Annotated in this window: 21 protein-coding genes and 1 tRNA gene; 2 read left to right on the top strand and 20 right to left on the bottom strand. The window is 66.9% G+C overall.

Features of this window, described 5'->3' with window-relative positions:
• Nucleotides 1-13: 13 nt before the first annotated feature.
• The 6 genes from L2Y94_RS01420 to L2Y94_RS01395 all read right to left on the bottom strand — a co-directional run bounded on the left by L2Y94_RS01420 (nucleotide 14) and on the right by L2Y94_RS01395 (nucleotide 4,913).
• A complete protein-coding gene (locus L2Y94_RS01420; RefSeq protein ID WP_247372512.1) occupies nucleotides 14-448 on the bottom strand; it encodes a hotdog family protein in 435 nt (144 codons plus the stop codon).
• Nucleotides 423-2,747: an MMPL family transporter gene (locus L2Y94_RS01415; RefSeq protein WP_247372510.1), complete on the bottom strand. Its 2,325-nt coding sequence runs from the start codon at nucleotides 2,745-2,747 to the stop codon at nucleotides 423-425. Before L2Y94_RS01415 ends, L2Y94_RS01420 begins: the two co-directional genes overlap by 26 nt.
• On the bottom strand, nucleotides 2,744-3,388 hold the full coding sequence (locus L2Y94_RS01410; protein ID WP_247372508.1) for an outer membrane lipoprotein carrier protein LolA: 645 nt from the start codon (nucleotides 3,386-3,388) through the stop codon (nucleotides 2,744-2,746). Before L2Y94_RS01410 ends, L2Y94_RS01415 begins: the two co-directional genes overlap by 4 nt.
• Nucleotides 3,312-4,259, bottom strand: coding sequence for a lysophospholipid acyltransferase family protein (locus L2Y94_RS01405; protein ID WP_247372507.1), 948 nt, complete (start codon nucleotides 4,257-4,259; stop codon nucleotides 3,312-3,314). The genes L2Y94_RS01410 and L2Y94_RS01405 overlap by 77 nt, the downstream gene beginning before the upstream one ends.
• Complete coding sequence (locus L2Y94_RS01400) at nucleotides 4,256-4,558, bottom strand: ApeI family dehydratase (RefSeq protein ID WP_247372505.1); 303 nt, start codon at nucleotides 4,556-4,558, stop codon at nucleotides 4,256-4,258. Before L2Y94_RS01400 ends, L2Y94_RS01405 begins: the two co-directional genes overlap by 4 nt.
• Nucleotides 4,559-4,640: 82 nt before the next feature.
• Nucleotides 4,641-4,913: a phosphopantetheine-binding protein gene (locus L2Y94_RS01395; RefSeq protein ID WP_247372503.1), complete on the bottom strand. Its 273-nt coding sequence runs from the start codon at nucleotides 4,911-4,913 to the stop codon at nucleotides 4,641-4,643.
• Nucleotides 4,914-5,095: 182 nt separating this feature from the next.
• On the opposite strand from L2Y94_RS01395, the gene L2Y94_RS01390 reads away from it, so the two are divergent.
• Complete coding sequence (locus L2Y94_RS01390) at nucleotides 5,096-6,076, top strand: chorismate transformation FkbO/Hyg5 family protein (protein ID WP_247372502.1); 981 nt, start codon at nucleotides 5,096-5,098, stop codon at nucleotides 6,074-6,076.
• A gap of 83 nt (nucleotides 6,077-6,159) precedes the next feature.
• On the opposite strand, the gene glmU is transcribed toward L2Y94_RS01390, so the two are convergent.
• The 13 genes from glmU to queD form a co-directional block, all read right to left on the bottom strand.
• Nucleotides 6,160-7,539 (bottom strand): bifunctional UDP-N-acetylglucosamine diphosphorylase/glucosamine-1-phosphate N-acetyltransferase GlmU, encoded by a 1,380-nt coding sequence (gene glmU / locus L2Y94_RS01385; RefSeq protein WP_247372500.1) that lies wholly within the window; start codon nucleotides 7,537-7,539, stop codon nucleotides 6,160-6,162.
• Between the two features lie 78 nt (nucleotides 7,540-7,617).
• The gene (locus L2Y94_RS01380) at nucleotides 7,618-8,694 is read right to left on the bottom strand and encodes a DUF748 domain-containing protein (protein ID WP_247372498.1); all 1,077 of its coding nucleotides are present in this window, start codon (nucleotides 8,692-8,694) and stop codon (nucleotides 7,618-7,620) included.
• A gap of 212 nt (nucleotides 8,695-8,906) precedes the next feature.
• Entirely contained in the window at nucleotides 8,907-9,332 is a 426-nt protein-coding gene (locus L2Y94_RS01375; RefSeq protein WP_144912770.1) for a F0F1 ATP synthase subunit epsilon, read from the bottom strand.
• Nucleotides 9,333-9,374: 42 nt separating this feature from the next.
• Nucleotides 9,375-10,787 (bottom strand): F0F1 ATP synthase subunit beta, encoded by a 1,413-nt coding sequence (gene atpD, locus L2Y94_RS01370; RefSeq protein WP_247372496.1) that lies wholly within the window; start codon nucleotides 10,785-10,787, stop codon nucleotides 9,375-9,377.
• A 73-nt stretch (nucleotides 10,788-10,860) separates the two neighbouring features.
• Nucleotides 10,861-11,769 carry a F0F1 ATP synthase subunit gamma gene (gene atpG, locus L2Y94_RS01365; RefSeq protein ID WP_247372494.1) on the bottom strand — a complete coding sequence of 303 codons (909 nt, stop codon included), beginning with the start codon at nucleotides 11,767-11,769 and terminating at the stop codon, nucleotides 10,861-10,863.
• A gap of 62 nt (nucleotides 11,770-11,831) precedes the next feature.
• A complete protein-coding gene (gene atpA / locus L2Y94_RS01360; RefSeq protein WP_247372492.1) occupies nucleotides 11,832-13,382 on the bottom strand; it encodes a F0F1 ATP synthase subunit alpha in 1,551 nt (516 codons plus the stop codon).
• 55 nt (nucleotides 13,383-13,437) lie between these two features.
• Nucleotides 13,438-13,971, bottom strand: a complete 534-nt coding sequence (locus L2Y94_RS01355) for a F0F1 ATP synthase subunit delta (RefSeq protein ID WP_247372490.1) — start codon at nucleotides 13,969-13,971, stop codon at nucleotides 13,438-13,440.
• Nucleotides 13,972-13,973: 2 nt separating this feature from the next.
• Nucleotides 13,974-14,444, bottom strand: coding sequence for a F0F1 ATP synthase subunit B (locus L2Y94_RS01350; protein ID WP_144912758.1), 471 nt, complete (start codon nucleotides 14,442-14,444; stop codon nucleotides 13,974-13,976).
• An 82-nt stretch (nucleotides 14,445-14,526) separates the two neighbouring features.
• On the bottom strand, nucleotides 14,527-14,814 hold the full coding sequence (atpE, locus tag L2Y94_RS01345) for a F0F1 ATP synthase subunit C (protein WP_166946139.1): 288 nt from the start codon (nucleotides 14,812-14,814) through the stop codon (nucleotides 14,527-14,529).
• A 78-nt stretch (nucleotides 14,815-14,892) separates the two neighbouring features.
• Nucleotides 14,893-15,732, bottom strand: a complete 840-nt coding sequence (atpB, locus tag L2Y94_RS01340; protein ID WP_144912752.1) for a F0F1 ATP synthase subunit A — start codon at nucleotides 15,730-15,732, stop codon at nucleotides 14,893-14,895.
• Between the two features lie 3 nt (nucleotides 15,733-15,735).
• The gene (locus tag L2Y94_RS01335; RefSeq protein ID WP_247372487.1) at nucleotides 15,736-16,101 is read right to left on the bottom strand and encodes an ATP synthase subunit I; all 366 of its coding nucleotides are present in this window, start codon (nucleotides 16,099-16,101) and stop codon (nucleotides 15,736-15,738) included.
• A gap of 174 nt (nucleotides 16,102-16,275) precedes the next feature.
• On the bottom strand, nucleotides 16,276-16,602 hold the full coding sequence (locus L2Y94_RS01330; RefSeq protein ID WP_247372484.1) for a phasin family protein: 327 nt from the start codon (nucleotides 16,600-16,602) through the stop codon (nucleotides 16,276-16,278).
• A gap of 132 nt (nucleotides 16,603-16,734) precedes the next feature.
• Complete coding sequence (gene queD, locus L2Y94_RS01325; protein WP_247372481.1) at nucleotides 16,735-17,088, bottom strand: 6-carboxytetrahydropterin synthase QueD; 354 nt, start codon at nucleotides 17,086-17,088, stop codon at nucleotides 16,735-16,737.
• A 155-nt stretch (nucleotides 17,089-17,243) separates the two neighbouring features.
• On the opposite strand from queD, the gene L2Y94_RS21295 reads away from it, so the two are divergent.
• The gene (locus L2Y94_RS21295; protein WP_283248517.1) at nucleotides 17,244-17,843 is read left to right on the top strand and encodes a LuxR C-terminal-related transcriptional regulator; all 600 of its coding nucleotides are present in this window, start codon (nucleotides 17,244-17,246) and stop codon (nucleotides 17,841-17,843) included.
• 40 nt (nucleotides 17,844-17,883) lie between these two features.
• Here L2Y94_RS21295 and L2Y94_RS01315 read toward each other — a convergent pair.
• Nucleotides 17,884-17,960 (bottom strand) — tRNA-Met (locus L2Y94_RS01315).
• Nucleotides 17,961-18,117: the final 157 nt, after the last annotated feature.

Genomic DNA, 18,117 nt, shown 5'->3' with positions numbered 1-18,117 from the left:
TCCGGGTCGATGATCAGACGCGCGGATGAATGACCGCCGCGCGCCCCGAAGCGATTTCCCGCCCCTCGTGTTCGATACGGAACGTGTACTGCGCGCCCGACTCGTCGGCGATGAGGCACTGCGCGTGCACGTCGAGACGACCGGACAGATCGTCGATGCGTTCCACGGCCAGCTTCACGCCACGCAAGCTCACCAGCATGCCGGGGCGCGGCGCCGTGGCACCGCCTTCCCTCGCCTTCAGCGCGCCATGCACGGCCATCGCCTGCGCGCCGTACTCGGCCAGGTGCACCGCGTGCAACCCACGTGCGCCACGCAGCGGATGCGCGGGCGAAACGTGGCTCGTGCTGAACGCGTGGATGCCCGCGTCGTCGAACGACAGCACCCCATCCAGCAGGCACATGTCGCCCGCGTGGGGCACGAGGTCAAGGAAGTCGGTCTTCGCGAGCATGCGGCGCCATGAGGATCGATAGACAGAAGTGGAAGGCTACGCCCAGAGCCACGGTGAGGCCGATGGCGCGCAGCACGGGGATGCTCGACCAGGCCAGCATGCCGAACACCAGCAACGCCGACAGCACGCATACCACGGTGGCGTGTAGGGTGCGCCGCTGTTCGGCGGGATCGCCGGTGTCGCGCTCGAAGAACAGCGCGTAATGAAGCCCCAGCCCGGCGGCGAGGATCAGCGCCACGAGGTGGAACAGCGACACGGGAATGCCCGCCACGCGCTCCACGGCGAGCACCAGGAACGTGGCCAGGGTCATCGGCGCCAGCACGTGCCAGGCGCGGCGCAGGCTGCGCAGGGCGAGCGTGATGGTGACGAACAGCAGGGCCGTGGCCGCGAGCACCGCATGCAGTATGCGGGTGCGATAGGCGGCCACCAGCGATTCGGAAGCGTCCTTCAGGTCGAGCAGCCTCGCCTGGCCACCGGCGTCGCGCAGCGCGGCGGCGATGGCGGACGGATCGCGCACGCCGCTCAGGGTGGAAAGCCCCACCCAGTGACCGGCTCGCGGCACCAGCATCGCGGCGAGGCGCTGACCGAGGGGCGAGCGCGAGAAGGCTTCCGGCGTGAGCGGCGGCAACGCACGCGCAGCCGCCACGTCGTTCTCGAACGGCGTGAAGAGGTCCTTGCGGAACGGCATGCCGTCGAGGGCCGCCGACAACGCCGTATCGAGGGTGGCGCGATCGGGCAGCTTCGCCTGCCTGGCGCGTTGCGTGGAAAGATCGGGCAGAAAAACCGAAGGCAGTTCGTAGCCGTCGAGGGCCTTGCCGTCCACGAGCTTGCGCAAGGGCGCCTCGAGTTGCTTCGATGCGACGAGCACGCCGTCGGCGGTCGGCGCTTCCACGATCAGCAGGTAACGCACGTCCGGCGCGCCGAGTTCGCCGCGCAGACGCGCGTCGGTCATGAGCAGGTCGCGAGGCAGCGGCGTGAGCGCGGAGAGATCGTTCTGCCAGAACGGCCCGGGCGCGAAGACGAGCATCGCGGCCACGGCGATGGCGATGGGCAACGGGAGCCAACGAGGGCGCGGCAAGGCATCGAGCCATGCGCGAAAGCGGGCCAGTCCTGGGGTATCGGCGACGTCGCGGGCCCGTTCCGGCAGCAGGTGAGGCAACAGGTAGCGCGTGCTGAAGCCTGCGGCGAGCAGGCCCGCGATGGTGAACACGGCCAACTGCTTCAGGCCACCGACCCCGGACGCGTAGAACGCGAGATAGGCGATGCAGGCCGAGGCGATGGCCGTCAGGAGCAGCGGCCACAAGCCACGCGCGCTCGCCACGGCCGATTCGCCGGCGCGTCGATGGCTGAGCACGCGAATGGGATACTCCTGTGCGACACCGAGCAGCGTGAAACCGAAGGCCAGCGTGATGCCATGCACTTCGGGGAACATCGCCAGCAGGGCCACGATACCGGCGAGCGCACCGGTCGCCACCGGCAGGGCTCCGAGCAGCAGGCTGCGCACGCTGCGATAGGCCAGCAGCATGAGCACGACGAAACCGATCGTGGAAATGCGCCCGATCCAGTCGGCCTGGTCGCGGGTCTGCGCATTCACCACCACGGTGAAATAACCCGGTCCGCTCAGGGTCAGTCGTGACTTTCCACTCCCCGGCAGCGCCGCGAACGCCTTGCGCAGGTGGTCGATCGCCTCGCCCTGGGCTCCCGGATCGAAACCCGCCCCGCGCGTCTGCGCCAGCAGCAAGGCCTCGCCCTTGGAGGAAAACCAGACGCCGTCGCGCACGTCGGGCGAGTGCGGCGGCGTCCAGCGTTCGGCGAGCTTCAGCGTTTCCAGTGTCGGGTCGCGCGGCAACAGTCCCTTGAGCAGGGAGGCGGCGGGCGAGCCGAGGTCGTCGAGGCGTTGTTCCAACTGGTCGGCAAGAAAGCCCTCATCGAAGGCGGTGTCGTCCAACGTGGGCGAGAGCAGGTAGCGGTAAGGCAGCAACGTGGCGTCGAGCATGCCGAGATCGAAGTCGCCGTTCACCACCTGGGTGAAGGCCGGGTCCTTGCGCAAGGCGCTGGCGAGGCCTCGGCTCAATGCCGCCCTGTTCGCTTCGTCGCCCCCGTCGATGGCGACGAGCAACAGGCGGGAGCCAGGGCCTTCACCTACTTGCTCCATGAGCAGCTTCTGGTCGGGCGTGGTCGGGGCGGGCATGAAGCTGCGCAGGTCGGTACCGACGTGCAGCCGCGTCGCCGCGAACCAGCCCAACGAGGCCAGCGCCGCCAACCACACGATGAGGAGCGCCAGCCGCCCCCTGCTCACATCGCGCCGCCGCACTGGGCGACCAGTCCCTCACGGGTCGGCTCGGCAGGCATGTGCGCGGCGAGGTCGCCGAGCAGATCGATGGAGACGTCGCCGTCGGGCTCGTTCATGCGCAAGCATCGCGGCGTATCGCCGCTGCCGTAGACCTGGAGGCTGGCGACCTGCTTGGCCAGCCGCGTATCGCGGGGCGTGAGCGTGAGCGCCCATCGATCCGCGTCGCGTCCCAGCGATACGTCGAAGGCGTCGCCCAGTCGCGACGCATCGCCACCGAGCAGGGCCACGAAGCTGTCGAGCAACAGTTTCAGTTGCGGCGCGCGCTTGAGCGAAAAACTGCGCGGCTTGCGGCCTTCGCGCGCTTGCGTGACCTCGCCGTCGGCGATGGTCGCCGTTTCCTTCGCGGGCTTGTCGACGCGCCGTTCCAGGCGGTCGCCGCCGAGCCACGACAGTTCGCCGGACACCACCAGCGGCTTGTCGAGCACGCGCATGAAGCGCGCTTCGGCGAACGCCGTGCGGGCGGGCGCGGGGCGGCGCAACGTGGCGACGAGCGCGTGGGCGTCGTCGGCGTCAGGCGTCGGAGTGGCGAGGCACGTGAGCGGAAACAGCAGGCCCGTCAGCAGCGCCCATTTCTTGCCAGAAGTCATAGAAATTGAACCAGTTGAAGGGATACGTGCGGCAATAGTGCTCTACCCGGGACGCGTAACGCGCCACCACGGCATCGAGCACCTCGGCCCGGCCGGCCCGGGGTATGTCGATGCTCTCGGCGAAAGGCTCGAAGACCAGCTTGTAGCGGTTGCCGCCCAGATACAGGCCCATGCATACCATCACCGGAATCTTCAGGGCCGAAGCGAGGAGCCAGGGCCCCACCGGAAACGGTGCCGGGGTGCCGAGGAACGACACGATGCGCGAGGATTCGCCGGGATGCCCGCGGTCGGCGAGCAGGGCCAGCATGGCACCCTGGGACGCGCCCTCGGCCATCGCCAGGGCTACCGAGGTGCCACCCCGCGAGGCATCGATCACGGCGTCGCCCACGTCGGGCGCCAGGGCTTCGAGCACGGCGGTGAGCGCCGGGGTCTTCTGCTTGTCGAGCACCACGCGCAAGGCCACGTCGGGACGGCGCGCGCTGAGTGCGCGAAGGGCCTCGAAACTGCCCTGGTGCGAGCCGATCAGGAACACGCCCTTGCCGGCGTCGAGATGCCGGTCGAGTTCGGCGAGGCCCTCCACCTCGACGACGAAGTCGCGCTCGCCGCGGGCGAGGAAGAAAAGGCGATCGAGCAACGTGGCGGCGAACAGATGGATGTGGTGGAACACGTCGCGCGAGGTCACGGGACGGTCGAGCACGCGCTCGAGATAGAGCCGCGAGGCAAGCCGCTCGTCGGCGCGGCGCAGGAAGAAATACCCCGCGATGGGATACAGCAGCAGGCGCGCGACCCGACGCCCGAAGCGCAGCGCGATGCAACGGATCAGCCAGATGGCGAACCAGCCGCCGCCCTCACGCTGCCGCCAGTGGCTCATGCCGCCTCCAGCGTGCCGCGGGCCAGCACCTCGCCGTCGCGCCGCACGACGAAGCGGCAGCGGGAGTCGTCGGCCATGTCCAGTTCCAACGAGGCCTCTTCGCCGGGTAGCAGGGGGGCGAGGAACTTGGCATCGGCCACCTGTGCCACGCCTTGTCCACGCCATTCGCGTAGCGCCTCGGCCGCCGCCTCGAGCAGCAGCACCCCGGCGACGATGGGGCGACCGGGAAAATGCCCGGCGAAGCTGGGATGCGCGGCGTCGAAGCGCAGGGCGCGGACGAAGGGCGTGGGGTCGGTCATCGGCGGGCTCAGGGCGCGGGGCTTCGCGACAGGGTTTGCCGGCAAGCAAACCATGCCGCGCGCAATGCGACGTGAACGGCGATCAGGCCGCCGCGCGGTGCTGTTCGATGTGCTCGGACAGCGTCCGAAGGTTCGTGAAGATCGTGCGGTTGTCGGGATTGTCCGACTTCAGCTGGAAGCCGTAACGCTTGGAGACGGCCAGGGCGATCTCCAGCGCGTCGATCGAATCCAGGCCGAGGTCGCCGCCGAACAACGGGGCGTCCGGGTCGATGTCTTCAGGCTTGACCGTTTCGAGGTTGAGGCTGGTGACGATAAGTTGTGCGAGTTCGTTCTGTGCTGCGGTCTGCGTTGCCATCGGTATTTCCAGGTGCTGGATATGCCTGCCTCCCCCCGGATGGCAGCGGCCGCGGAGTGTAACACAGGCGCCTGGACGCCCCGGTCGCCGGGCATTCAGGCACGTGAAGCGCCCACGCGGATGCCCACATGACGCTGACACGGGAAAGCTATCATGTGGCTTCGTACCGTCAGGAACCCACGATGCCGCCAGGTCGTGACATGCGCGAGCCCGCGCCCACCTCCGCCCCGCCCTCGCCCCGGATCGGCTACCGGCCCACGGGCGACGCCCCGGGGAACGGCACCTTGGCCCTGCTCCGGTTTTCGACCTCGCCGTCGCCCGACGATGCCCGCGTGCTCCATGTGCCGTTCGCCAGCCTCGACACGTCGCTCGACGAGGTCTGGCTCGTCGACGGGCCCGTCCGCCACGGCCGCGACGGCGGGCTCCGCTGGTCGCGTGGCGGCGGCTGGCTGTTCGCGGCCATCGACGTTCGCGAGGACGACCATGGCGGTCTCGAACAGGCCGCCGCCCATGCGTACGAGGCCTTGTCGCGCCTGGTCGCGGCTTCCGCCGAATGCCACGTGCAACGCATCTGGAACTACCTGGGCGCGATCAACGACGGCGAGGGCGACGACGAGCGCTACAAGCATTTCTGCACCGGTCGCATCCGTGGCATGGGGGAGATCTTCGCGCAGGGATTCCCGGCGGCCACCGCCATCGGCCACCATGGCACCGGCGGATGGCTTCAGGTTTATCTTCTGGCCACCGACCGGCCCGGTACGCGCGTGGAAAATCCTCGCCAGGTGAGCGCCTGGCGTTATCCGCGACAATACGGTCGCACGCCGCCCAGTTTCGCCCGGGCCACGCTATTGCCCGAGGATGACGTGCTGGCGATCTCCGGTACCGCCGCCGTGGTCGGGCATGCGTCGGCGCACGTCGGCGACATCGTTGCGCAGTTGGAAGAAACGGCGCGCAACCTCGATGCGCTGTTGGACGCGGGCGGCATGCCGTCGGGTTTCGACGCGAGGGCGCCGCTGAAGGCCTACGTGCGCCATCCGGAACATGCCGACGCGGTGCGCGCGTTCGCGGCCGCGCGATGGCCGGAGGCACCCTTGATCGTGGTGCACGGCGATATCTGCCGATCGGAACTGCTGGTGGAGATCGACGGCTGGCGTTATCGCTAGGCCCGTCGCGAACAGGGTCCGCTCCCCCCCCCGGTAGCGGGTCAGCTACCAAAGGGTGGGAGCGGACCCTAGCCGCGAATGCTTCAGGACTTCTTCGTCGGCCGATGCCAGCCTTCCATCGTGGCCTGTCGCGCCCGGGCGAGCGTCAGCGCGCCTGCCGGCGCGTCGCGCGTGATCACCGAACCCGCGCCGATGGTGGAGCCGTCGTGCAGCGTCACCGGCGCCACCAGCGCGCTGTTGGAACCGACGAACACGTCGTCGCCGATGGTGGTGCGGCTCTTGTTCACCCCGTCGTAATTGCAGGTGATCGTGCCCGCGCCGATGTTCACCTTGCGGCCGATCACGGCGTCGCCGAGATAGGACAGATGGTTGGCCTTGGAGCCCTCGGCGATGCGCGCGTTCTTGGTTTCCACGAAGTTGCCGATGTGCACGCCCTCGGCCAGGTCGGTGCCGGGACGCAGGCGCGCGAACGGCCCGATGGTGCACGGGCCATGCGTGACCACGCCGTCGAGGTCGCAATGCGCGAGCACCACGGTGCCCGCGGCGAGCGACGCGTTGCGCACGCGCGTGAACGGGCCGATGCGCACCTCGTCACCCAGCGCGACGTCGCCCTCGAGGATCACGTCGACGTCGAGTTCGACGTCGCGCCCCGTCGTTACCGTCCCCCGCACGTCCAGGCGCGCGGGATCGGCCATGCGCACGCCGGCGAGGGCGAGTTCGCGCGCCATGCGCTGGCGGTGGAAGGCTTCCAGTTCGGCGAGCTGCCAGGGATCGTTGGCACCGGACGCTTCCACGGGATCCCCATCGACGCAGGCGGCGGGCGCACCTTCGTCGGACGCCATGGCGAAGATGTCGGTGAGGTAATACTCCCCCTGTGCGTTCGCGTTGCCGAGGCGGCTCGTCCAGGCCAGCAACTGTTCGGCCTGGCCGCAAACGATGCCCGTGTTGACGAGGTCGATGGCCTTTTCCGCCGCGCCGGCGTCCTTTTCCTCGACGATCTGGCGCACCTTGCCTGCGGCGTCGAGCACGACGCGGCCATAGCCCTTGGGATCGTCCACGCGGGTGGCCAGCATGGCAAGCGCCTCGGTCCCATGGGCAAGCCGGCCGAGTGTTTCGGCGCGGATCAGCGGCACGTCGCCGTAGAGCACCAGGACGCGCCCTTCGAGCTGCCCCCGCGCCCGCATGGCCTCCAGGGCCGTGCGCACGGCGTGGCCGGTGCCCAGGCGCTCGGTCTGCTCGATCCAGCCCAGCGAGTCGTCGTCGGCGAAGGCATCGCGCACCTGCTGGCCGTTGTGGCCGTAGACCACGTGGATGCCCGCCGGGCCCAACCGGCGAGCCGCGGCGATCACGTGGGCCAGCAAGGGACGCCCGGCCAGGGGCATCAGCACCTTGGCGCGGGACGACTTCATGCGCTTGCCCTCGCCGGCGGCGAGGATCAGGACGTGCAACGGTTCAGCGGTCATGGAGATCGAGTCGTGGAAAAACGTGGGGCGAACTGTCGCGCGTTTCGGGGGCCGATGCCAAGTCGACCGACGGACAGGTCACTCGTCCTTCGGCCGTTCGGTCAGGTGTTCGAGGTTGGGCTTGTAGGCTTCCACGAAGGCGTTGCGCAGTACGCCGAGGATGGCTTCGCCCGCGGACATGTTGCGGTCGTCGATGCTTCCGGAGATCGGAACTCGCGTGGCGAACTGGTCCTTTGCCTGGTTCTTGAAGAGCTTCGACACGCCTTCGGCGACCGCCTCGTAGGCGATCTTGAGTGGCCCCTTCTTGTCCTGCTCGACGTCCTGTTTCCAACTAAAGATCTTCAGGCCATGGAACAGCGGCTTGGCGTAGCCGTCGAGACGCCGGTCCTTGGCCTGCAGTTCCATGATGAAGTCGCCTTCGCCGCCGGCGAAATCGAGGCCGGAGTACGCCCTCACCAGGTCGTTGGCCTTCACCAGCTTGATGTTGCGCACGGTGAGTTCGTAGCGGAAATCGCCCAGCCGCTCGAGCGGGTCGAATTCGGCGCGCGCCTGGAGCGGCGCATCGCCCAGCACCTTGGCCGTGACGCGCAGGTGCGCCACGCGCGAGCCTCCTTCCCGCTGCACGTTGGTGAGGTTGGTGGCCTGCCCGTCGACGTCGGTCATCTTCAGGTCCACCTTGGGACTGGAGACGAAGTTGTGGAACGTGACCGTGCCGCCGACGACGTTCAGTTCGTCGATGCGGGTCGGCACGATGGCGCGCAGTTGTTCGCGCCAGTCCACGCCTTTACCGGTCTGCGTATCCCCCTCGCCCCGGCCGTCGACGAAGTTCAGCACGGGGTGGAAGAAATCGACCTTGCCGCGCAGGCGCCCCTTGGCCAGGGCACGCCAGCTCAGAGCGATGTCGGTACGCGGTGCCTCGAACAGGGGCACGGGCACCTTGCCGTCGACCTTGACGATCTTCAGCGCATCCAGCGAATAGGCGCCACGCCACAGATGGATGTCGATGTCGTCGATGTGGCCGGTGTACGACCCCATGCGGGCGAGGCGGCCGTTGAGCTGGTCGAGTACCACGTAGGGCAGGGCCACGCGCGCGGCCACCAGCACGGCGGCGACGATCAGGAGGATCCAGAGGCTGCGGCGATAACGAACGTGCATGCTTCCCAGTGTGAAGGCCACGGGATCATGAATAGATGAAAGCCGATCAGCCCTGGGTGGGAAGGGGCGGGAAATTCGGGTGGGAGCGGACCCTGTCCGCGAACCCTCAGTCGCCATAGGTGAGGTAGAGCGTTCGCGGACAGGGTCCGCTCCCACCATGCCCCGCCGACCGGGCATGAAAAACCCCGCCGTAGCGGGGTTTTTCGGGGGACTCAGTGCTTGAGCGTCTTTCGCATGCGCTCCAGGGCCTGGAGCTGGGCGAGGGCCTCGGCCAGCTTGGCCTGGGCCTCGGCCACGTCGAGTTGCTCGCCGCGGTTGGCCAGGGCGGCCTCGGCTTCTTCCTTCGCCTTCAGGGCGGCCGCCTCGTCGAGATCGGCCGCGCGGGCGGCCGTGTCGGCGAGGATGGTGACCACCTGCGGCTGCACCTCGAGGATGCCGCCGGAGACGTAGAACTGCTGGCGGTCGCCGTTGCTGCCCACCACGTCGACGTGGCCGGGCTTCAGGCGGGTGATCAGCGGAGCGTGACGCGGCGCGATGCCCAGCTCGCCAAGCTCACCGGTGGCGACCACGAGCGTGGCTTCGCCGGAGAAGATCTCGGCTTCGGCGCTGACGATGTCGACGCGGATGGTATGGGTCATGGGCTTGGTTCCGTGAAGTAAGGGAGGGGACGAAAAAGGCGCTTACGCGGCCTTCTTCGCACCCATCTCCTCGCCCTTCTTGATCGCCTCGTCGATGCCGCCGACCATGTAGAAGGCCTGCTCCGGCAGGTAGTCCACGTCGCCGTCGACGATCATCTTGAAGCCGCGGATGGTTTCCTTCAGCGGCACGTACTTGCCCGGCGAGCCGGTGAACACTTCGGCCACGTGGAACGGCTGCGAGAAGAAACGCTCGATCTTGCGCGCGCGCGACACGGCTTCCTTGTCTTCCTGCGACAGCTCGTCCATGCCGAGGATGGCGATGATGTCCTTGAGCTCCTTGTAGCGCTGCAGGGTCTGCTGCACGCGACGGGCCACGTCGTAGTGCTCCTGGCCGATCACGCCCGGGTCGAGCTGGCGGCTGGTGGAGTCCAGCGGATCCACGGCCGGGTAGATGCCCAGCGACGCGATGTTACGGCTCAGGGTCACCGTGGCATCGAGATGCGCGAAGGTGGTGGCCGGCGACGGGTCGGTAAGATCGTCCGCGGGCACGTACACGGCCTGGATCGAGGTGATCGAACCGGTCTTGGTCGAGGTGATGCGCTCCTGGAGCACGCCCATTTCCTCGGCCAGCGTCGGCTGGTAACCCACGGCCGACGGCATGCGGCCGAGCAGCGCGGACACCTCGGTACCGGCCAGCGTGTAGCGGTAGATGTTATCGACGAAGAGCAGAACGTCCTTGCCCTTGCCCGTCTCGTCCTTCTCGTCGCGGAAGTACTCGGCCATGGTGAGGCCGGTGAGCGCCACGCGCAGGCGGTTGCCCGGCGGCTCGTTCATCTGGCCGTACACCATCGCGACCTTGTCGAGCACGTTGGAGTCTTTCATCTCGTGGTAGAAGTCGTTGCCCTCGCGGGTACGCTCGCCCACGCCGGCGAACACGGACAGACCCGAGTGCGCCTTCGCGATGTTGTTGATGAGCTCCATCATGTTCACGGTCTTGCCCACGCCGGCGCCGCCGAACAGGCCGACCTTGCCGCCCTTGGCGAACGGGCAGATCAGGTCGATGACCTTGATGCCGGTCTCGAGCAGCTCGCTGGCGGCCGCCTGGTCGTCGTACGACGGGGCTTCGCGGTGGATGACCCACTGTTCCTGCTCGCCGATCGGGCCGGCTTCGTCGATGGGATTGCCCAGCACGTCCATGATGCGGCCGAGGGTGGCCTTGCCGACCGGCACCTTGATGCCTTCGCCGGTGTTCCTGGCGACGAGGTTGCGGCGCAGGCCATCGGTCGAACCGAGCGCGATGGTGCGCACGACGCCGTCGCCCAGCTGCTGCTGCACCTCGAGGGTGATGTCGGTGCCTTCGACCTTCAGTGCGTCGTAGACCTGCGGCACCTGGTCGCGCGGAAATTCGACGTCGACGACCGCGCCGATGATCTGGACAACTTTACCCTGGCTCATGGATGTGCTCCGGATGAATCTTCTTAAGGTTTTCGGTAGCGGCGCCGCTTCCGCGTCGCCTTCGCTTGTTCGTTTAGACCGCGGCGGCGCCGCCGACGATTTCCGAGATTTCCTGGGTGATCGCGGCCTGACGCGCCTTGTTGTAGCTGAGCGTCAGTTCACCGATGACCTTGGTGGCGTTGTCGGAAGCCGCCTTCATGGCGACCATGCGCGCGGCATGTTCGCTGGCGAGGTTTTCGAGCGCCGCCTGGTACACCACCGACTCGATGTAACGCGTCATCAGGTGCTCGAGCACCGTGCGGGCGTCCGGTTCGTAGATGTAGTCCCAGTCGTGCGTCTGCTCGACCTTCACGCCCTCGGACACGGCACCGTCGGCGTTCTCCAACTCGTTGGCGACCAGCGACAGCGGCAGCAGCGCGTCGATGCGAGGCTTCTGCACGATGGTGTTCACGAAGTCGTTGTAGCTGAGGAACACGCGATCGAGCTTGTTCGCGCCATAGGCGTCGAGCACCACCTTGATCACGCCGATCAGGTCTTCGAGCTTCGGCTTCTCGCCCAGGTGGGTGGCCGTGCCGATGAGGTTCACGCCCTTGATGCGGCGGAAGAACTGCACGGCCTTCTGGCCGATCGCCACCACGTCGATCTCCACGCCCTTGCCCTGCCACTCGCGGATGCTGGCCAGCGCGCGACGGAACAGGTTGGAGTTGAGACCGCCGGCGAGACCACGGTCGGTGGAGACCACGATGAACGCCACGCGCGAGACGTTTTCACGCTCGGTGAGGAACGGATGGGTGAAGTCGGTGCTGGCCTGGGCGACGTGCGCGATGACCTTGCGCATGAGGCGCGCATACGGGCGCGAGGCCTTCATGAGGTCTTGCGCCTTGCGGATCTTCGACGCCGAGACCATTTCGAGCGCACGCGTCACCTTGCGCATGTTCTGCGTGCTCTTGATCTTGGTTTTGATTTCGCGGCCGCTTGCCATGGCTTACTCGTCTGTAAAGGGTGACGCTGCGGGGCGGCGGCGCCGCCCCGCGTGGGTATCGCTTACCAGCTACCGGTCTTCTTGAACTCGTCGGCACCGGCCTTGAAGGTGGCCTCGATGTCCTTGTCCCAATCGCCGGTGGCGTCGATCTTGGTCATCAGGTCGCCGTGGTTCTGGCGGAAGAACGCGTGCAGGCCCTTCTCGAACGGCAGCACCTTGTTCACCGGCAGGTCGTCGAGGTAGCCCTTCTCGGCGGCGAACACCGACAGGCCCAGCTCTGCGAGCGACAGCGGCGAGTACTGCGCCTGCTTCATCAGCTCGGTGACGCGCTGGCCGCGGTCGAGCTGCGCGCGCGTGGCGGCATCGAGGTCGGACGCGAACTGTGCGAACGCGGCCAACTCACGGTACTGCGCGAGGGCCAACTTCACGCCGCCCGACAGCTTCTTGATGATCTTGGTCTGGGCGGCGCCACCGACGCGCGACACCGAGATACCGGCGTTCACCGGCGGACGGATGCCCGCGTTGAAGAGGTCGGTTTCCAGGAAGATCTGGCCGTCGGTGATCGAGATCACGTTGGTCGGCACGAAGGCCGAGACGTCGCCCGCCTGGGTTTCGATGATCGGCAGCGCGGTGAGCGAGCCGGTCTTGCCCTTCACTTCGCCGCTGGTCATCTTCTCGACGTACTCGGCGCTCACGCGCGAGGCGCGCTCGAGCAGGCGCGAGTGCAGGTAGAAGACGTCGCCAGGATACGCTTCGCGGCCCGGCGGACGCTTGAGCAGCAGCGAGATCTGGCGGTAGGCGACGGCCTGCTTGGAGAGGTCGTCGTAGACGATCAGGGCGTCTTCGCCGCGGTCGCGGAAGTATTCGCCCATGGCGCAGCCGGAATACGGCGCGACGTACTGCAGGGCGGCGGCCTCGGAGGCCGAGGCCACGACCACGATGGTGTTCGCCAGCGCGCCGTTCTCTTCGAGCTTGCGCACCACGTTGGCGATCGAGCTGCGCTTCTGGCCGATGGCGACGTAGATGCACTTAATGCCCGAGTGCTTCTGGTTGATGATCGCGTCGATCGCCACGGCGGTCTTGCCGGTCTGGCGGTCGCCGATGATCAGCTCGCGCTGGCCGCGGCCGATCGGGATCATCGAGTCGATGGACTTGTAGCCGGTCTGCATCGGCTGGTCGACCGACTGGCGCCAGATCACGCCCGGAGCCACCTTTTCGATGGGGCTGCTGCCGGCGGCGTCGATCGGGCCCTTGCCGTCGATGGGGTTACCCAGCGCGTCGACGACGCGGCCGAGCAGGCCCGGACCGACCGGCACTTCGAGAATGCGGCCGGTGGTCTTGGCGGTATCGCCTTCGCGCAGGTGCTGGTATTCACCGAGCACCACCGCGCCGACCGAATCGCGCTCGAGGTTCAGCGCGAGGGCGTAGGTGTTGTTCGGCAGCTCGATCATTTCGCCCTGCATCACGTCGGCCAGGCCGTGGATGCGCACGATGCCGTCGGACACGCTGATGATCGTGCCTTCGTTGCGTGCCTCGGCGCCGAGCTTGAACTGCTCGATGCGGGTCTTGATCAGCTCGCTGATCTCGGACGGATTGAGAGTGGTGCTGGACATGGTCGGTTCCTTGGGTTGCGCCGCTAGCGGCACCCGGTGGTATGAGAATCTCGTATCAGTGCGTCAGCGCGCCGGCCAGCCGTTGCAGGCGGCCTCGCGCCGAACCGTCGATGACCTGCTCGCCCGTGTCGATGACGACACCGCCGAGCAACGTCGGATCGACGTGCGTATCCAGTTCGATCTCGCGCTTGAAGCGGCGCTTCAGCGAGGCGCGAAGCTGCTCCGCCTGGGCGGCGTCGAGATCGAGCGCGCTCGTGACCTTGACCTTCAGGGTCGACTCGGACTCCAGCTTGTACTGGTCGTAGAGCGCGGCGATGTCAGGCAGGAGCGCCATGCGGCCGTTCTCGGCCACTTCGTCGAGGAAGCGGGCGAACGGTGCATCGGCGGCCATGCCTTGCGGAAGATGGATCGCCACGAGCTGCGACGGCAGCACGCGCGGATCGTTGCCGAGGCCGGCGACCTGGGGGTCGGCGGCGATCGCGGCGGCGAAGTTGAGCGCCGCCGACCAGTCGGCGAGCGCACCCGACGCGTGCGCCACCTCGAAGGCGGCGCGCGCGTAGGGACGGGCGAGGGTGAGCGCCTGGGCCATGATCAGATCTCGGCGGCGAGCTGGTCGAGCAGCGCCTTGTGGGCCGCCGGATCGATTTCACGCTGCACGATCTTCTCGGCACCCTGCACGGCGAGCTTGCCCACCTGCTCACGCAGCTGTTCACGCGCACGCTGGGCCATGGAGGCGATCTCGTCCTGGGCCTGCGCCTTCAGACGGTTGATTTCCTCGGTGGCTTCCACGCGAGCCTTCTCGATGATGGCGTTGGCCTGGGCCTGTGCGCGATCGATGATCTCGGTGGACTGCTGGCGCGCCTGCTTGATCTCGGTGGCGACCTTGGCGTCGGCATCCTTGAGCTCGGCACGCGCGCGCTCGGCGGCGGCCAGACCCTCGGCCACCTTCTTCTGGCGCTCTTCGATGGCACCGTTGAGCTGGGGCCAGATGAATTTGGTGGTGAACCAGACCAGGATCGCAAAAGAGATCATCTGGCCCAGGAAGGTCATGTTGATTTCCATGATCTCTCCGAAAGACTCCGAACGCTTGTGTACAGACGACCGCCGTGACGCCTGGCGTCACGGCGGCGGAACGAACGGTTTCTTAGCCGCCGACGGCGGCGCGGACCGCGCCGACCAGCGGGTTCGAGAACGCGAAGAGCAGCGCCACGGCGAGGCCGATGATGAACGCCGCGTCGATCAGGCCGGCGAGCAGGAACATGCGGCCCTGCAGCAGCGGGACCAGCTCCGGCTGACGGGCGGCCGACTCGAGGAACTTCGAGCCCATGATGGCGATGCCGAGACAGGCACCCAGCGCGCCGAGGCCGATGATGACGCCGATGGCGATGGCGGTCATGCCCTGCACGTGGGCGAGAAGCGAGGCGAGTTCCATGGTGATCTCCTGGGATAACTAGAGCGAAAGGTTGAAAAGAAAACGAACTGAAAAGGGGTGGAACGTCGGTGCGGTGAGTTAGTGGTGTTCCCGCGCCGTGGCGATGTAGACGATCGTCAGCATCATGAAGATGAACGCCTGGAGGGCGATGATCAGGATGTGGAAGATCGCCCAGGCCGTGTTGAACACGACGCCAGGCACGAAGCTGATCCAGCTCACCATCAGACCGGCAATCAGCATGAACACCAGTTCGCCGCCGTACATGTTGCCGAACAGTCGCATGGCCAGCGACACGGGCTTCGACAGGGTTTCGACGACGTTGAGAAGGAAGTTGGGGATCACCAGCACGAGTTTGGCGATCGGGTTTTCCGCGTGGAAGGGCGCGGTCATCAGCTCCTTGGTGAAGCCGAAGCCACCCTTGGCCTTGATGCCGTGGCCGATGACGATGAGCAGCACGGCCACCGACAGGCCCACCGTGGTGTTGATGTCGGCGGTGGGCACCAGACGGAAGTACGTGTGGTGGGCCACCTCATGGCCGGCGAAGGTCTGCACCAGCCAGCCGGCGAGGTCCACCGGCAGGAGATCCATCGCGTTCATGAAGAACACCCACATGAAGATCGACAGCGCCAGCGGCGTGACCGTGCGACGGTCGCCGTGGAAGGTGTCCTTCACCTGGGTGTCGACGAACTCGACGGCCAGCTCGACCAGCGCCTGCCCCTTGGACGGCACGCCCGAAGTGGCCTTGCGCGCGAACAGCCAGAACCACAGGCAGAAGACCACGCCGAGGCCGAACGAGATGATGATGGAGTCGGCACGGAGGTTCCAGAACCAGAAATGATCGGCGCTGAAATTCACCGTCATGTGGTTCAGGTGGTGCTGGATGTATTCGGTCAGACCGCCCTGCGGTTCGCTCGCCATGCCTCAACCCTTGAATCTGAATGCAAATACGTTGACCGCGTAGCCCGCCACCAGGCCCACCAAGGCGGGTAAGGGTGGCAGCTTCCATTGAACCAGGATGAGAGCCAGTCCACCGATGAGGATGATCCAACGAAGGATCATGCCCACGAGGAACCGCGCGAACGTTGCTCCCGCCCCGCCCAGCGCGCCGAACGCTCGCGCGGCAAGCAGCGCGGTGGCGATGGCGACGATCAGGGCGCCCCCGAAAGCAGCCAGACCCGCCGGCCGCCCCTGAAGCATGAAAGCGAGCCCTACGACCACGGCTACCACCAACTGCGCGATGACGATGCGCTTGGCGAGATGACGACCGGCTGCAAGGCTGTTGAGCAACGCGAGGCTCCCGTGGTTTCGCTCGAGGCGGCACCAGCTTTGGATCAACGGGCCACGGTTTAATCCGGAAAAGTATACCAGCGGCGTAAACGACTGGACAAGCGAGGAAAGGGCAATACCACTCGCCGGCGCGACGGCAGCGTCGCGTCGTTGGGATGCCGCGGCGACGGGGAATCAGGCCCGGGCGGGCCGACCCACCAATTCACCGAGCGACGTGGCCGTTTCCACGGCCACGTCGAATATGTCTTCGGCCGCCGTCGCGGCACGCTCGACGCCTTCACGCTGCAGGTGTTCGCCGCGCGCGAGCACGGCGCGCAAGGTGTCGGCATTGGGTGCGAGCATCGCATCGGCGATGAGGCCGGTGGCCGCGCGGGCGTGGCCTTCCATCGCCTGCAGTTGCAGGTCGGCGACACGCTCCATCCCACGCCAGGCGAGCGCCTGGGCCGCAGCGGCCTGCTCGACGAAACGGGCGAAATCGGCGTAACCGTTTGCTTGGGACATCGAGATCGACCGCCTGGGAACGGGGAGGTGCCGGAGTGTAGACCCCGGTGCTGCAAGGCAGCAACCTTAATTTGTTGCGACGGCAGGTATCGTCTTGCCGAAAATCGGCCTAGGTCGCACCGGCTAGACCCATCAGGGCGCGTATTCCGCCCCCGACGTGCAGGTCTCGTGCACCACCACCTTGCACAGCAGCGGCACGTCGGGTCGCAGCCGCTCGAAGATCCATCGCGCGAGGGTCTCGCTGGTGGGGTTTTCCAGCCCCTCGACATCGTTGAGGTAGTGGTGGTCGAGCCGCTCGTAGAGCGGCTTGAACCGCGCCTTGAGGTCGCCGAAGTCCATCACCCAGCCAAGAACGGGGTCGACGGGCCCCTCCACGTGGAGTTCGACGCGGAAGGAGTGTCCGTGCAGGCGCGCGCATTTGTGCCCCTCGGGCACATTCGGCAAGCGGTGGGCCGCTTCGATGTTGAAGGTCTTGAAGATACGCATCGGCCGATTGTAGCCGACACGGCTTTCTTCACGACCTGGTTCGCAATTTCATGCGTCGCGGTGGACTTTTTTGCGAGAAACGGTTGCAGTGGAAACTTCCGCGGCGGCGAAGGGGGCCGCCCAGGCAAACCAACGCGTCCGCCAGGAGGCCATCGATGTGCCTTGGTCGTGAGTCGCTCGACGGTCCGCCCACGCGCGGACTGGCTGAAGAAGTGTTCGCCACCTTGCCGTGGCCCTGCATCGTCTGTCCCCGCGACGGCTGCCCGGCCGTCATGGCCAACGAGGCCTTCCGCCGCGAATTCGCCGCCGACCTGCGAATGGACCTGCCCGACTGGCTCGCCGCGCACCTGGTGCAGGGCCCGTCCGGCGAGGAACTTCGCCTGGACGGCGCCCGCCGATACCGGGTCACGCGGCAGACGATCGACCTGCCCCCGAACGCCTACCAGGCCATTTTCCTGGCACCCATCGTCGAGGACGAACCCACCGCCGAGGAGCCCGTGGCGAGCAGTTTCGCCATGCTCCGCCCCGACCTGAGCCTCACCCGCCGGGAGTCCCAGGTGCTCGACGGCATCATGAGCGGCAAGCTCAACAAGGTGATCGCCGGGGAATTGAACATCAGCCCCAAGACGGTCGAACTGCATAGGGCCAACCTGATGGCCAAGCTTCGCGTCAACAACGTCGTGGAACTGGCGCGCGCCGTGCTCGACGCATCGGCGTTCGCGCGCACCGAGGAGCCACTTCCCGAAACGGGATGAAAAAAGCCGCACCCCGGGGGATGCGGCTTCTTCGATGACATGGTGGCTAGAGGCGGGCTCGAACCGCCGACCTCAGCATTATGAGTGCCGCGCTCTGACCAGCTGAGCTACCTAGCCGAAAACCTGGTCGTTGCGCCCCGGTGGGGAGCGCAAGGCCGGGCAGTTTAATCGCGGTTGACCTTACGTTCAAGCCTCGCCTTGCCCCTGCTTCCGGCGCTGTGGTTGAATCAGCCCACCCGCGCAAGGTTTTTCGTTTTGCGTGGCAGGGTTTACG

Source organism: Luteibacter aegosomatis (assembly GCF_023078455.1).
Taxonomy (GTDB): Bacteria; Pseudomonadota; Gammaproteobacteria; order Xanthomonadales; family Rhodanobacteraceae; genus Luteibacter; species Luteibacter aegosomatis.
This window is presented reverse-complemented; position numbering and strand designations above follow the sequence as displayed.